Origin of the sequence: Parahaliea mediterranea (genome assembly GCF_017255185.1) — a bacterium.
GTDB lineage: Bacteria > Pseudomonadota > Gammaproteobacteria > Pseudomonadales > Halieaceae > JAFKCZ01.
On sequence record NZ_JAFKCZ010000013.1, the window covers coordinates 53,062 to 66,705 of the forward strand.

Consider the following 13,644-nt stretch of genomic DNA (forward strand, 5'->3'; position numbering starts at 1 on the left):
CGCCCCCTGTAGGGCCGACAGCGGGCCCTCTTTTCGGGTCATTCATTCGGCCTTCCATTCGGCCTTCCATTCGGCCTTCGCTTCGGTCCATCGTTTAATCGAGTCCGGTGGCGGCCGCGAGCCGGAAGGGGCCGCTACGCGACACGCTAAAAGCATGACATCCCTGTCGCGCTCGGCTACGGCCATCCATGGCCGTAGACGGTCGCTACACGGCCCCTTCCGGCTCGCGACCTTCTATTTGAACTGTCGGCGTGTTTTCCGAATACGGCTGACGCAAAAGCTGAACGAAACTGTTTCGGCTCAACGCGAAGGCGTGTGGAGCGGGTGCCCCTTTGCCAGACCGTCAGCGGCCATGGATGGCCCGGTCCGGCGTCCCGGCTGCCGAGCCTACAGGGACGTACTTGTGTGCGTGTCTGGCAAAGGGGCACCCGCTTCGCGCGCCGCCACTGGGCTCGAAGGTGGCGCCAGTACAATGAGTAAGCAACCTGTTGGAGCCTACGTGATTTGGCTGAATGACCCGAAAAGCCGGGCCTGTTGTGCCCGAAAAAGAGGGGCGGGCTCTCGGCTCCAAAGGGAGGATTATTTGGACAGAATGCCCAACTCATCCCACAGCTCGTCCACCCGCGCCTTCACCGCCTCGTCCATCACGATCGGCCGCCCCCACTCCCGGGAGGTTTCCCCCGGCCACTTGTTGGTCGCGTCCATGCCGATCTTCGAGCCCAGCCCCGACACCGGCGAGGCGAAATCCAGGTAGTCGATCGGTGAGTCGTCGATGAACGTGCAGTCGCGGCGCGGGTCCATGCGCGTGGTGATCGCCCAGATCACGTCCTGCCAGTCGCGGGCGTTCACGTCGTCGTCGGTGACAACCACGAACTTCGTGTACATAAACTGGCGCAGGAAAGACCACACCCCCAGCATCACCCGCTTCGCGTGTCCCGGGTACTCCTTGCGCATGGTCACAATCGCCATGCGGTAGGAGCAGCCCTCCGCCGGCAGGTAGAAATCCGTGATCTCCGGAAACTGCTTGCGCAGGATCGGCACAAACACCTCGTTCAGGGCCAGGCCCAGCACCGCCGGCTCGTCCGGCGGGCGCCCGGTGTAGGTGCTGTGGTAGATCGGGGCCTCGCGGTGGGTGATGGCCTCCACCGTGAACACCGGGAAGCGCTCCACCTCGTTGTAGTAGCCCGTGTGATCGCCAAAGGGCCCCTCGTCCGCCATCTCGCCGGGTTCCAGGTAGCCCTCCAGGATGTACTCCGCGGTGGCGGGGACCTGCAGGCCGTGCTCGCGGCACAGCGCGGTGTGGCACTCGGCCACCTCGGTCTTGCCGCCGCGCAGCAGGCCGGCGAAGGCGTATTCCGAGAGCGTATCGGGCACTGGCGTGACCGCGCCCAGGGTGGTGGCGGGATCGGCGCCGAGGGCGACCGCCACCGGGTAGCGCTTGCCGGGGTGCTTGAGTTGCCAGTCGCGGTAGTCCAGGGCGCCGCCGCGGTGGGACAGCCAGCGCATGATCAGCTTGTTGCGGCCGATCAACTGCATGCGGTAGATGCCCAGGTTCTGCCGCTCTTTTTCCGGGCCGCGGGTGATCACCAGCGGCCAGGTGACCAGCGGCCCGGCGTCGCCGGGCCAGCAGGTCTGGATCGGCAGCTGGTACAGGTCCACCGCGTCGCCCTCCTTGGCGTGGTACTGGCAGGGCGGGTTGCGCACCAGCTTCGGACTCATGTGCATCACCTGCTTGAGCAGGGGGGCTTTTTCCCAGGCGTCGCGCATGCCCTTGGGCGGGTCCGGTTGTCGCAGGTAGGCGAGGATCTCGCCGATTTCGCGCAGCGCTTCCACGCTGTCGGCGCCCATGCCCAGGGCCACGCGCTGCTCGGTGCCGAACAGGTTGGCCAGTACCGGTGTACTGTAACCTTTGGGATTTTCAAACAGTAGCGCGGGGCCGCCGGCGCGCAGGGTGCGGTCGGCGATTTCGGTCATCTCGAGGTGGGGGTCCACCTCGGCGCTGATGCGCTTGAGTTCGCCGCGCTGTTCCAGCATGTCCAGGAAGCTGCGGAGATCGGAGTAATTCACGGTGTGCCGGCCTGTTGCGGATGGAGGAGGGGACAGTAACCCCAGTCTTTCAGGAGTGCAACGTCGGTGGCGGAGGATATTGGCGCGGGGGCGCCGTGCAATAGACGGGGGTGTCTATTGCACGGCCGTGGAGCGTGTTTTACTTGCGCTTCATCGACATGAAGAACTCGTCGTTGGTCTTGGTGTCGCGCAGTTTGTCGAGCAGGAACTCGACCGCCGGCAGGTCTTCCATGCCGTGCAGCAGCTTGCGCAGAATCCACATGCGCTGCAGCTCTTCCTCGCCGGTGAGCAGTTCCTCGCGGCGGGTGCCTGAGCGGCGAATGTTGATCGCGGGGTAGACGCGCTTCTCGGCGATCTTGCGGTCCAGGTGCAGCTCCATGTTGCCGGTGCCCTTGAACTCCTCGTAGATCACCTCGTCCATCTTGGAGCCGGTATCGATCAGCGCGGTGGCGATAATCGACAGGCTGCCGCCTTCCTCGATGTTGCGCGCCGCGCCGAAGAAGCGCTTGGGGCGCTCCAGGGCGTGGGCGTCGACACCGCCGGTCAGCACCTTGCCGGAGCTGGGCACCACGGTGTTGAAGGCGCGGGCCAGGCGGGTGATGGAGTCCAGCAGGATCACCACGTCGCGTTTGTGTTCCACCAGGCGCTTGGCTTTCTCGATCACCATGTCGGCCACCTGCACGTGGCGGGCCGGGGGTTCGTCGAAGGTGGAGGCGACCACTTCCGCGCCGCGGGCACCCACCGAGCGCTGCATCTCGGTCACTTCCTCCGGGCGCTCGTCGATCAGCAGCACGATGATGTAGCACTCGGGGTTGTTGCTGATGATGGCCTGGGCGATGTTCTGCATCATGATGGTCTTGCCCGCCTTGGGCGGGGCCACCAGCAGGCCGCGCTGGCCCTTGCCGATCGGGGCGACCAGGTCGATGACGCGACCGGTCAAATCCTCGGAGCTGCCGTTGCCCTTTTCCAGTTGCAGGCGCTCGTCGGGGAACAGCGGGGTGAGGTTTTCGAACAGGATCTTGTGCTTGGAGTTCTCGGGCTTGTTGAAGTTGACCTCGCCGACCTTGAGCAGGGCGAAGTAGCGCTCGCTGTCCTTGGGTGGGCGGATCTTGCCGGAAATGCTGTCGCCGGTGCGCAGGTTGAAGCGGCGAATCTGGCTGGGGGAGACATAGATGTCGTCGGGTCCCGCCAGGTAGGAGCTGTCGGCGCTGCGCAGGAAGCCGAAGCCGTCCTGCAGTATCTCCAGCACCCCGTCACCGTAGATATCCTCGCCGCTCTTGGCGTGGCGCTTCAGGATGGCAAAGATAATGTCCTGCTTGCGCGAGCGGGCCATGTTCTCCAGGCCGATTTCCTTGGCAATATCAATCAGTTCCTGGGTGGATTTGGTCTTGAGATCAGTCAGATTCATAGGGTGTAGGAGTGAGAATTAGAAAACGGAGTAGGTAAGGCGCTACAGACCGGCATGCCGGTGGGCCCAGCCCGCATGAGACGGAAGTCCAAGCAGTACTAAACAGTAATAAAGTGAGTAGCGGATTTATTATTGCCGCACGGAATGGTGTGACAGCAGAAAATGTAGCACGCCCCGGTGGGTCCGTCTACAGGTTTTTTTCGTGTTTCGGGAGGGGTATGGGGCCCGCTCGTGGCGGGCCCGGCCGAGGTATTCAGAGGACTTCCTGGACAAAGTCGGCGAGCTGCGACTTGGACAGGGCGCCGACCTTGGTCGCTTCGGCGTTGCCATTCTTGAACACAATCAGCGTGGGAATGCCGCGAATGCCGAACTTGGGCGGGATGTCCGGGTTGGCGTCCACGTCGACCTTGCACACCTTGAGTTTGCCGTCGTACTCGCTGGCGATTTCATCCAGCACCGGTGCGATCATCTTGCAGGGGCCGCACCACTCGGCCCAAAAGTCCACCAGCACGGGCAGGTCGGATTTCAGGACTTCATCGTCAAAGCTGGCATCGGTGACGTGTACGATTTGCTCACTCATCGTGTTCTCCAGAGTTTTTTGGCCGGGGGCCGCTTGAATTAAGGCCTGCTATCATACCACCGGCCGAAGGGGGCACAACCAGCCCCCTAGAGTATTTGGTCATGCATATAGACTGGCCGGCTATAACGCCAGGCTGGGCGCAGCGCGGCCGGACCGGTAAAAAAATCAACGCCCGGCGTTTCGCGCGGGCCGGGCACAATAAGGCCGGAGGGGACATTGCAGCGCAAACGCATCCTGGTACTGCTTATCATCGCCGCACTGATCGGCGCGTGGTTTGTCTTTGGTTTGGGCGACCTGCTGCGCCTCGAGGCCGTCAAGGCCCATGTCGAAACCCTGCAACACTGGTGCGCCGCGCGCCCGCTGCTCGCGGGCGCGCTCTATCTGCTGGCGTACATCGCGGTGACCGCATTGGCGTTGCCTGGCGCGGCGTTGATGACGCTCGCCGGCGGCGCCCTGTTCGGGTTTTGGTACGCGCTGTTGCTGGCTTCCTTCGGCAGCACTATTGGCGGCACGCTGTGTTTCCTGGTGTCGCGCTGGCTGCTGCGCGACTGGGTGCAGGACCGTTTCCGTCACCAATTGCGCGCCATCAATCGCGGTTTCGCCCGGGACGGCACCTTTTACCTGCTCACCCTGCGCCTGGTGCCCCTGTTCCCTTTCTTCCTGGTCAACCTGGTAATGGGCCTGTTGCCGGTCGGTGCCGGGCGTTTCTACTGGGTGTCCCAGCTGGGGATGCTGCCAGCCACCGCGGTGTTTGTGAATGCCGGCACCCAGTTGGGCCAGCTGGAATCCGCCGCCGGCATCATGTCGCCCGGCCTGTTGCTGTCCTTCGCGCTGCTGGGGCTGTTTCCCCTGGTGGCGCGACGCTTGGTGGATGGCTTGCGCGCGCGCCGCATGTATCGCGAGTTCCGCCGCCCGCGTTCCTTCGACACCAACCTGGTGGTCATTGGCGCCGGGTCCGCCGGCCTGGTAACGGCATTGATCGCCGCCACGGTAAAGGCCCGGGTCACCTTGATCGAGCGGGAGCGCATGGGCGGCGACTGCCTGAATACCGGCTGCGTGCCCAGCAAGGCGCTGATCCGTTCTGCCCGGGCGGCGCGGGAATTGCGCCGCGCCACGGAGTTTGGCCTCGCGGCGGTACCGGTACGCGTGGACTTCGCCACGGTGATGGCGCGGGTGCGGGGCGTGATCCGCCGCATCGAGCCCCACGATTCGGTGGAGCGTTTCACCGGGCTCGGGGTGGACTGCGTGCACGGCGCCGCGCGCCTGGTATCGCCCTGGGAGGTGATGGTGGGCGAGCGGCGGATTACCGCGCGCCACATCGTGATCGCCAGCGGCGCCCGGCCGCGGGTGCCGGATGTGCCCGGGATACGAGCCCTCGACTACCTGACTTCCGACACGCTGTGGTCCATGGAAACCCCGCCCCGCCGCCTGCTGGTGCTCGGCGGCGGCCCCATCGGCTGCGAGCTGGCCCAGGCCATGGCGCGCCTGGATGTGCAGGTCACCCTGGTCACCCGTGCCGAGCGCCTGTTGCCGCGCGAGGACCCGGAGGTGGGCGAGCTGCTGGCGGCGCGTTTCGCCGCCGAGGGTATCGAGGTGCATACACTGAGCGTGCCGGTGGCCTTCGGGCGCGCGAGCGGCGCCCAGTTCTGCCGCTTCGAGCGTGGGGGCAGGGCGGTGGAGCTGCGCTTCGACCGCCTGCTGGTGGCCGCCGGCAGGCGGGCCAATACCGAGGGCCTGGGCCTGGAGGCGCTGGGTATCGAATTGGCGGAGGACGGCAGCCTGCCGGTGGACGATTTCCTGCGCACCCGGGTGCCGAACATTCTCGCCTGCGGCGATGTCACGGGCCCCTTCCGCTTCACCCACATGGCCAGTCACCAGGCCTGGTACGCCGCGGTGAACGCCCTGTTCGGCGGCTGGCGGCGCTTTGCCGTGGATTACTCGGTGGTGCCCTGGGCCACCTTTACCGATCCCGAGGTCGCCCGGGTGGGGCTCAGCGCGGCCCAGGCGGGTGCCCGGGGCCTGCGTTTCGAGGTGACCCGCTTCGACCTGGCGGAACTGGATCGGGCGCTGACCGACGGCGAGGAAGGCGGTTTCATCAAGGTGCTGACGCCGCCGGGCAGCGACCGCATTCTCGGGGCCACCATTGTCTCGGCCCATGCCGCGGAGCTGGTCAACGAATTCGTGATGGCGATGAAGCACGGCATCGGCCTCAACCGCATTCTCGGCACCATTCACATCTACCCCACCTTCTCCGAGGCCAACAAGTTCCTCGCCGGGGAGTGGCGCAAGGCGCGCAAGCCCGAGCGCCTGCTGCGCTGGGCGCAGCGCTACCACGCCTGGCGGCGGGGCTGAGCGGGTCGTGGCGGACTGGTGTGTCTATATTCTCGAGTGCGCCGACGGCAGCCTGTACACCGGGATCGCCCGCGACCTGGAGCGGCGGCTGGCCCAGCACAATGGCGAGCTGGCCGGCGGCCCCAAATACACCCGCGGGCGGCGGCCGGTCAGCCTGTGCTGGCGCGAGGTCGCGGCGAGCCGGGGCGAGGCCCTGCGACGGGAGGCGGCGATCAAGCGGCTGACCCGGGGGCAGAAACTGGCGTTGGTGGCGGTGGCGGGGGACTAGCCCAGCTCCTCCAGCGCCTCCTGCTGCGCCAGCCACTCGGCTTCCAGGGTTTCTAGCTGCTGTTGCAGCGCGCCCTCCCGCTGGGTGAGTTCCGTCACCCGCTGCTTGTTGTCGCCGTCGTACAGCGCCGGGTCGGCGAGCTCCTCGCGCAGGGCGGCGATGGCGGCCTCGGCGGCGCCCATGTCGCGCTCGATGCGCTTGATGGCCTGCTTGATCGGGCGCAGCTGCTCCCGCGCGGCAGCGGCCTGCTGGCGTTGGGAGCGGCGGTTGCCGCGCTCGTCGGCGGCCGCCGGCGTCCGCTCGCCCGCGTCGGTGTCGCCGGCGCCGGCCCCGTAGGAAGACAGCACCCAGCGCTCGTACGCGCGCAGGTCATCCCGGTATTCCTCCACCACGCCATCGTGCACCAGCAGCAGTTCATCGCAGGTATTGCGCAGCATGTGGCGGTCGTGACTGACCAGGATCAGCGCGCCGGGGTAGTCCTGCAAGGCCATTTCCATGGCGTTGCGCATGTCGAGGTCGAGGTGGTTGGTGGGCTCGTCCAGCACCAGCAGGTTGGGTTTTTGCCACACCACCAGGGCCAGTGCCAGGCGCGCTTTTTCGCCCCCGGAGAAGGGGCGGATGGCGGCGGTGGCGGCGTCGCCGCGGAAGTTGAAGCCGCCCAGGAAGTCGAGTACCTCCTGCTCCCGGGCCTCCGGACTCAGGCGCTGCACGTGCAGCGCCGCGCTGGCCGCGAGGTCGAGCGATTCCAGGGTCTGCTGGTGGAAGTAGCCGATCCGGCAGTGCTCGCCCGGCTGGCGGCTGCCCGCCAGCAGCGGCAGTTCGCCCACCAGGCTTTTGAGCAGCGTGGACTTGCCGGCGCCGTTTTTGCCCAGCAAGCCGTAGCGACTGCCCGGGCGCAGTTGCAGCTCGACCCGGCGCAGCACCGCGGTGTCGCCGTAGCCCAGGTTCGCCTCGTCCAGGCGCAACAGGGGGTCGGAGCTCTTGTCCGGCGCCGGGAAGGAGAAACTGAAGGCCGAATCCAGGTGGGCGGGCGCCACTTTCTGCATGCGCTCCAGCTCCTTGAGGCGGCTCTGGGCCTGGCGCGCCTTGGTGGCCTTGTAGCGGAAGCGGCGCACGAAATCGTCGATCTGCGCGATGCGCTGTTGCTGCTTCTCGTAGGTGGCCTGCTGGTTGGCCAGCCGCTCCGCCCGCAGGCGTTCGAAATCCGAGTAGTTGCCCTTGTAGGCGTTCAGGGCCTGGTGCTCGATGTGCAGGATGCGCTCGCAGGTGGCGTCGATGAAGTCGCGGTCGTGGGAGATCATCAGCAGCGTACCCGGATAGCGCTGCAGCCACTGTTGCAGCCACAGCGTGGCGTCCAGGTCGAGGTGGTTGGTGGGCTCGTCCAGCAGCAGCAGGTCGGAGGGCGCCATCAGCGCGCGCGCCAGGTTGAGGCGGATGCGCCAGCCGCCCGAGAAGTCGCTGACCGGGCGGTCGAAGGCGTCCCCGGCGAAGCCCAGGCCCTGGAGCAGGCGCTGTACCCGCCGTTCGGCGCTGTAGCCGTCCATCGCCTCCATGGCGCTGTGCAGGGGGGCGGTGGCGGCGTAGTCGCCCGCGTCTTCCAGGCGCGCGATGTCGTCCCGGAGTCGCGCCAGGGCCTCGTCGCCGCGCAGCACGTACTCCCCGGCGGGGAGGTCGGTGCTCTCCACTTCCTGGGCCATGTGCGCCAGGCGCAGCCCGTTCATGCCCTCGATCTCGCCGGCGTCGGCGGCCAGTTTGCCCAGCAGTAGGGCGAACAGGCTCGACTTGCCGCTGCCGTTGGCGCCGATCAGCGCCAGCCGCTGGCCCGGCTGGATGGTGACCGCGGCGTGCTCCAGCAACAGGCGGCTGCCCCGGCGCAGGGATAGTTCGCGTAGTATAATCATCAGGCGGCGAATTCTACGCGCTGTCACCGGTACAGTCGATGGAGCGACATGGACAATCCCCTCTGGCACTTTTCCCTGCGACACTACGCCCGGCCGGGCGTCGAGTCGCTGTGCCTGGAGGCCCAGGACCGCCATGGCGTGGACGTCAATATCCTGCTCTACGCCGCCTGGCTGGCGCGGGGCGAGCGCGGGGTCGATAGGGCGCACTTGCAGGGCCTGCTGCTCGCCACCGAGGGCTGGCGCCGCGACGTGGTGGCGCCCCTGCGCGAGCTGCGGCGCCAGTGGCGGCAGGTGCCCGACGTGGCGGCGCTGCGGGGGCAGTTGAGGGCCCTCGAGCTGCAGGCCGAACGGGCGCAGCAGGACCGCATCTGGGAGTACAGCGTGGCCCATCCGCCGCGCGCCGCTAGCGCCGGTTTGCGCGCTAATTTGGACGCGGTTTTTGACGCCAGTGGCGTCGGGGAAACCGCCTCGGCGGCCCTGGTGGAGGCCCTGGCGGAGGCGCTTGCCCCCTGAGCGCGCTCCAAAGCGGGCGATGCCAGCGAACGCGGGGCCCCCGCCGCGTTCTGGCGGGGGTGGCCCAAGCGGTGCCATGGGTAGTATGATCGGTGCCCATTATGCAAGTGCTCCCCGAAGGGGCATGAGCCCTGCCCGTGATTTCCATCGCTGAGTGGCCACCGGCACTGGCGGCAGTTCCAGTGGCCATCGTGTATTAGCCGCGGCAAGGGCAGGCGACGACGATTCACTCACCCACAAATGGAATGACTTTATGAAGAAGTACGCACTGCCCCTGGCGCTGGTCTCCGCGGTGGCCCTGACGGCCTGCAACGAAGAAGCGTCCACGCCGGATACCGAGCAGGCCGCCGCGGCCAGCCTGGAAACCACCGGCGAGCGCCTGAGCTACGGTATCGCCCTGGGTCTTGGCCAGCGTATGGCCACCGACAATGTGCCCCTGGACGTGAACGCCTTCACCGCCGGCCTGCGCGATGGCCTGGAGGGCAAGGAGCCGCGCCTGACGCCGGAGGAGATCCAGGCCGAGATGCAGGCCTATCAGCAGAAGGTGCAGGCCGAGGCCCAGGCGGCCCGCGATGAGGCGGCCAAGGCCAACGAACAGGCCTCTGCCGAGTTCCTGGCCGAGAACGCCGCGCGCGAAGGCGTGGTAACCACCGAATCCGGCTTGCAGTACGAAGTGCTCGAGTCGGGTGACGGCGAAACCCCCAGTGCCGATGACACCGTGGACGTAAACTACCGCGGCACCCTGATTGACGGCACCGAGTTCGATTCGTCCTACAAGCGTGGCCAGTCGGTACAGTTTGGCGTGGGTCAGGTTATCGCCGGCTGGACCGAGGCGCTGCAGCTGATGCCGGTCGGTTCGAAGTGGAAGCTCTATATCCCCTCCGACCTGGCCTACGGCGCCGGCGGCGCGGGCAACCTGATCGGCCCCAACGCGGCGCTGGTGTTCGAGGTGGAGCTGCTCGACATCGTCGACCAGGAAGGCGGCGAGGAAGCGAACGCGGACGAAGCCGGCTGATATCCGGCGCTAGCGTCCCTCTAGGACGCTGATTGCACCGGCGCCTCCATCAGGCGCCGGTGGCTGCCGTGAAGGCCGGCGATCAGCCGGTCTTCCAGCTCGAAACGCGTCTCCAGAATCTCACCCAGGGCGGACAGGTCCCGCGACAGTTTGTCGCCATTCCCCGCGCTGCCCGTGTATTTTTCCTCATAGGCCAGGATGAACTCGGTGGTGTCCCCGATCGCGGGCATCAGCCCGGCCGCCAGGGCATTGCTGCCGTCGGCGAAGCACTCGGCCTCCTCGATCAGCTGGTGAAACACCTCGAAATGTCCGGCGGAGACGTAGTCCACCAGTAGCTCGCACAGCGCCTGTTGCCGGCGATGCTGGCTGTCGGGTGACGGACCGTGATCCACATCGACCGCCATCGCGGTGTAGGTCGTCAGCAGGGCGCGCCGCTCCTTGAGCCACTCGGTGATCAGTGATTCCACGGCCCGGTACTGTTCCCGGGGGTCCTTGTGGCTGTTCGGCATGGCCCGGCCTCGCGCAGGGGAAGGGGATGCGATCTACTATAAGCCCGCCCCCGGGCCGCGGGCAAGGGCCGGGGGCGCGACGGCCGAGTTCAGGAGCGGGGGGCGGTCCGCAGCAGCTGCCACAGGCTGATGGCCAGCAGCACCAGGAACAGGCCCAGGGTCTGCTCGGGGATGCTCAGGCCGAGGAAGGTCCACATGGTCTCGGCGCAGTTGCCGTCGCCCATCATCACCATCTTTACGGTTTCCGCGAAGGGCAGGGTTTCGAGCATGTACTCCAGGCTGGGGCCGCAGGCCGGCACCTGGTCCTCGGGCAGGTACTGTAGCCACACGTGGCGCCCGGCGATGGCGGCGCCGAAGGTCGCCGCCACCGCGCACAGCGCGGCGTAGATCCGTCGCCCGTTACCCGTCGGGTTGTGCAGCGCCGCCAGCAGCGCGAAGACCCCGAGTGCCACCACGGCGACGCGCTGGGTCATGCACAGGGGGCAGGGCGCCAGGCCCAAGTGCTGCTGCAGGTAGAAGTAGGCGAACAGCATGGAGACCAGGGCCAGCAGGGCCAGGCCGAAAAATACCAGGCGGGGAGAGAGGGTCTGTAGCATGAATTCAAGCTTCCTGTTGTTGGTTGTGGGGCCGCGCGCAGCGTTTTGATGCCGGCGGGGCGGTTTAGTTCAGGCCCTGTCGGAAGTGCCGGCTGAAAGCCACCAGGTCCGGGTAGAAGGCGAGAAAGGCCGACTCCAGGGCCGGCTTCAGCGGTTCCAGCGGCGCCGCCACCCCCCGCAGGGCATTGCCCCGCCGCAGTCGCGAGCCGACGCGCTCGGCGCTGTCGGTGACCGTGTCCCAGCGGTGATAGCGGTTGAGCAGATCGTATTCCACCAGCCGCGCCAGCATGCGTTGTGAGCCCGGTCCCAACTCCGCCTCGCGCTCGCGCAGCAGGCGGTAGATCGAGGCGTTGAATGAGGCCAGTTCGCGATCGCTGAAGCGCCGCCAGTGGCGGGTCAGGTAGTGATCGAAGCCGAGGTCGATGAGAATGCCGGCATAGCGGCGCAGCTCGCCGGGGAAGCGCTCCCGCAGGCGGCACAGTTCGGGGTGCGTGTCGGTGAAGGCGTCCACCGCCCGGTGCAGCCGCACGCCGGCCTCGATATCGGCGGTGAGCGCCCCGCGCAACGGGCCCTTGCAATAGTCGCCTTCCAGCGCGCCCGCCACCAGGCCGGGATCGGGCCAGGCGAGGTGGAAGTGGGCCAGGAAATTCACCGCGGCAACGGCGTCTATACCGCCTGGTACTGGGCGTAGAATTGCTCGAGGTACTGCTCGAAGCTGATCGTGTCCGAGGCCTCGATGTCGCGCTGGGCCGCTAGGGACTCCTCGGTCTCGCGGGCAAAGCGCGCGGCGGTTGTGGCGGGCAGCGGCTCGGCGCGGAAATGCCGCGCCCACTGCTGGCTGTAATCCAGCGCCAGGCGGAAGTAGGGCAGGTCCCGCTCGCGCATCTCCCGCAGCAGGCGCGCCGAGGGGGTGAGGTCGGGATCGTCGATCTTGCGCCGTTGCGCCGCCACTGTCTCGCGGTGCTCGCCCGGTTCGTGGGCGGTGTCGAGCAGCGCCGCCACCTGGTCGATGCCCGCCAGCAGCTCCCGCGCCAGCTCCTTGAGCGGCCGCTCCCCTTGCGCGGTCCGCAGGCACAGGCCGGGTTCGCGGCCGCGATTGACCACCGCGGTCAGGTTGGCCTGCAGCCGGGACTGCTCGTCGTCGTCGCAGGGCGGGCTGTCCCCCAGCAGGCAGTACAGCAGGAAGGCGTCCAGGAAGCGCACCTGGGCGGCGTCGATACCGACCGGGGTAAAGGGGCTGACATCGATGCAGCGAACCTCGATGTACTCGATTCCGCCCCGGCGCAGCGCGTGCAGGGGCGTCTCGCCGGAGTAGGCGACCCGCTTGGGCCGTATGGTGCTGTAGAACTCGTTCTCGATCTGCAGCAGGCTGTCGTTCAGCTGCTGGTAGTCGCCGTTCAGGCCGGTGGGGATGCGGCCGTAGTCGGCGTGGGGCTGCATGATGGCGCTGCGCAGCGTATCCACGTAGTTGTCGAGGGAGTTGTAACACACCCGCAGGCCGCGTTGGGCCGAACTGTTGTAGCCCAGGTCGCCCATGCGCAGCGCGGTGCCGTAGGGTTGGTACAGGGTGCGGCCCTCGGGGTCGAAGGCTTCCAGGCCGTGGCTGTCGCGGTCGCGCAGGAAGCTCGAGCACACCGCTGGCGAAGCGCCGTAGAGGTAGATGAGCAGCCACGAATAGCGGTGGAAATTGCGAATCAGGCCCAGGTAGCGCTCGGTGATCCAGTCCTTGAGCGCGCCGGGCTGGCCCGCGGCGCGCCAGTCCTGCTCCCAGTAGGCCTGGGGCATGGAAAAATTGTAGTGAATACCGGCAATGGCCTGCATGGCCCGCCCGTAGCGGTGGCCGAGGCCGTAGCGGTAGATGGTTTTCATCCTCGCCACGTTGGAGCTGCCGTACCGTGCCACCGGTATGCTGTTGTCGCCGGCCACCACGCAGGGCATGCTGGCGCTCCACAGCAGTTCGTCGCCGAGCTGGCTGTACACGTAGCGGTGCACGTCCTCGAGTGTCTGCAGGGTATGTTCCACGCTGGTGTCCACCGGCGTGATGAACTCCAGCAGCGCCTCGGAATAATCCGTGGTGATGGAAGGGTGGGTCAGGGCCGAGCCGAGTGCCCGCGGGTGCGGTGTTTGCGCCAGTCGCCCCTCGGGGGTGATGCGCAGGCTTTCTTTCTCGATTCCGCGGTGAATCTGGCGAAGCAGTTGCCGCGTGTCGGGGGCCGCCAGGGCCTGCAGGTAATGTTGCAACTGAGGTGACACTGAACACTCCTTTTTTCAACGGCCTGCTGGACGGGGCGCGGGGACGGGCCCGGTGGCGGCGGGCCTGGCGTGAAACCGGGGCCAAGTTTATCGCCCCGCCGGGCGCGAGTACAGCGGCCGCGGTTGCCGGATTCGCCGCGGGTGTATTGTCCCGCGGCCCGCTCGGAGCTATCTTTGCCAGT

12 protein-coding genes are annotated in these 13,644 nt (G+C 67.0%); 4 read left to right on the forward strand and 8 right to left on the reverse strand.

Annotated elements, in window-relative coordinates; all coding sequences use genetic code 11:
• Positions 1-579: 579 nt before the first annotated feature.
• The 3 genes from ubiD to trxA all read right to left on the reverse strand — a co-directional run bounded on the left by ubiD (position 580) and on the right by trxA (position 4,055).
• Positions 580-2,067: a 4-hydroxy-3-polyprenylbenzoate decarboxylase gene (gene ubiD / locus JYP50_RS16675; RefSeq protein WP_206561696.1), complete on the reverse strand. Its 1,488-nt coding sequence runs from the start codon at positions 2,065-2,067 to the stop codon at positions 580-582.
• A gap of 139 nt (positions 2,068-2,206) precedes the next feature.
• Positions 2,207-3,475, reverse strand: a complete 1,269-nt coding sequence (rho, locus tag JYP50_RS16680; protein WP_206561697.1) for a transcription termination factor Rho — start codon at positions 3,473-3,475, stop codon at positions 2,207-2,209.
• 253 nt (positions 3,476-3,728) lie between these two features.
• The gene (gene trxA, locus JYP50_RS16685; protein ID WP_206561698.1) at positions 3,729-4,055 is read right to left on the reverse strand and encodes a thioredoxin TrxA; all 327 of its coding nucleotides are present in this window, start codon (positions 4,053-4,055) and stop codon (positions 3,729-3,731) included.
• A 216-nt stretch (positions 4,056-4,271) separates the two neighbouring features.
• On the opposite strand from trxA, the gene JYP50_RS16690 reads away from it, so the two are divergent.
• Both JYP50_RS16690 and JYP50_RS16695 read left to right on the forward strand, forming a co-directional pair.
• On the forward strand, positions 4,272-6,407 hold the full coding sequence (locus tag JYP50_RS16690) for an FAD-dependent oxidoreductase (RefSeq protein ID WP_206561699.1): 2,136 nt from the start codon (positions 4,272-4,274) through the stop codon (positions 6,405-6,407).
• A 7-nt stretch (positions 6,408-6,414) separates the two neighbouring features.
• Positions 6,415-6,675, forward strand: coding sequence for a GIY-YIG nuclease family protein (locus JYP50_RS16695; protein WP_347136824.1), 261 nt, complete (start codon positions 6,415-6,417; stop codon positions 6,673-6,675).
• On the opposite strand, the gene JYP50_RS16700 is transcribed toward JYP50_RS16695, so the two are convergent.
• Positions 6,672-8,576 (reverse strand): ABC-F family ATP-binding cassette domain-containing protein, encoded by a 1,905-nt coding sequence (locus JYP50_RS16700; protein ID WP_206561700.1) that lies wholly within the window; start codon positions 8,574-8,576, stop codon positions 6,672-6,674. The genes JYP50_RS16695 and JYP50_RS16700 overlap by 4 nt on opposite strands.
• A gap of 48 nt (positions 8,577-8,624) precedes the next feature.
• Here JYP50_RS16700 and JYP50_RS16705 point away from each other — a divergent pair, with 48 nt between their 5' ends.
• Both JYP50_RS16705 and JYP50_RS16710 read left to right on the forward strand, forming a co-directional pair.
• Positions 8,625-9,089 carry a TIGR02444 family protein gene (locus tag JYP50_RS16705; protein ID WP_206561701.1) on the forward strand — a complete coding sequence of 155 codons (465 nt, stop codon included), beginning with the start codon at positions 8,625-8,627 and terminating at the stop codon, positions 9,087-9,089.
• A 253-nt stretch (positions 9,090-9,342) separates the two neighbouring features.
• Positions 9,343-10,104, forward strand: coding sequence for an FKBP-type peptidyl-prolyl cis-trans isomerase (locus JYP50_RS16710; protein WP_206561702.1), 762 nt, complete (start codon positions 9,343-9,345; stop codon positions 10,102-10,104).
• A 20-nt stretch (positions 10,105-10,124) separates the two neighbouring features.
• On the opposite strand, the gene JYP50_RS16715 is transcribed toward JYP50_RS16710, so the two are convergent.
• The 4 genes from JYP50_RS16715 to gshA form a co-directional block, all read right to left on the reverse strand.
• Complete coding sequence (locus JYP50_RS16715) at positions 10,125-10,613, reverse strand: sigma D regulator (protein WP_206561703.1); 489 nt, start codon at positions 10,611-10,613, stop codon at positions 10,125-10,127.
• A gap of 89 nt (positions 10,614-10,702) precedes the next feature.
• The gene (locus JYP50_RS16720; RefSeq protein WP_206561704.1) at positions 10,703-11,209 is read right to left on the reverse strand and encodes a disulfide bond formation protein B; all 507 of its coding nucleotides are present in this window, start codon (positions 11,207-11,209) and stop codon (positions 10,703-10,705) included.
• 64 nt (positions 11,210-11,273) lie between these two features.
• Positions 11,274-11,861 carry an ACP phosphodiesterase gene (locus JYP50_RS16725; protein ID WP_206561705.1) on the reverse strand — a complete coding sequence of 196 codons (588 nt, stop codon included), beginning with the start codon at positions 11,859-11,861 and terminating at the stop codon, positions 11,274-11,276.
• Positions 11,862-11,875: 14 nt separating this feature from the next.
• Positions 11,876-13,462, reverse strand: coding sequence for a glutamate--cysteine ligase (gene gshA / locus JYP50_RS16730; RefSeq protein ID WP_347136827.1), 1,587 nt, complete (start codon positions 13,460-13,462; stop codon positions 11,876-11,878).
• Positions 13,463-13,644: the final 182 nt, after the last annotated feature.

What these genes read in the sequence shown, in the direction of transcription:
- JYP50_RS16700 (WP_206561700.1), bottom strand. Translation starts at nt 8,576, where the DNA reads ATGATTATACTACGCGAACTATCCCTGCGCCGGGGCAGCCGCCTGTTG.
- JYP50_RS16705 (WP_206561701.1), top strand. Translation starts at nt 8,625, where the DNA reads ATGGACAATCCCCTCTGGCACTTTTCCCTGCGACACTACGCCCGGCCG.
- JYP50_RS16710 (WP_206561702.1), top strand. Translation starts at nt 9,343, where the DNA reads ATGAAGAAGTACGCACTGCCCCTGGCGCTGGTCTCCGCGGTGGCCCTG.
- rho (WP_206561697.1), bottom strand. Translation starts at nt 3,475, where the DNA reads ATGAATCTGACTGATCTCAAGACCAAATCCACCCAGGAACTGATTGAT.
- JYP50_RS16715 (WP_206561703.1), bottom strand. Translation starts at nt 10,613, where the DNA reads ATGCCGAACAGCCACAAGGACCCCCGGGAACAGTACCGGGCCGTGGAA.
- JYP50_RS16720 (WP_206561704.1), bottom strand. Translation starts at nt 11,209, where the DNA reads ATGCTACAGACCCTCTCTCCCCGCCTGGTATTTTTCGGCCTGGCCCTG.
- trxA (WP_206561698.1), bottom strand. Translation starts at nt 4,055, where the DNA reads ATGAGTGAGCAAATCGTACACGTCACCGATGCCAGCTTTGACGATGAA.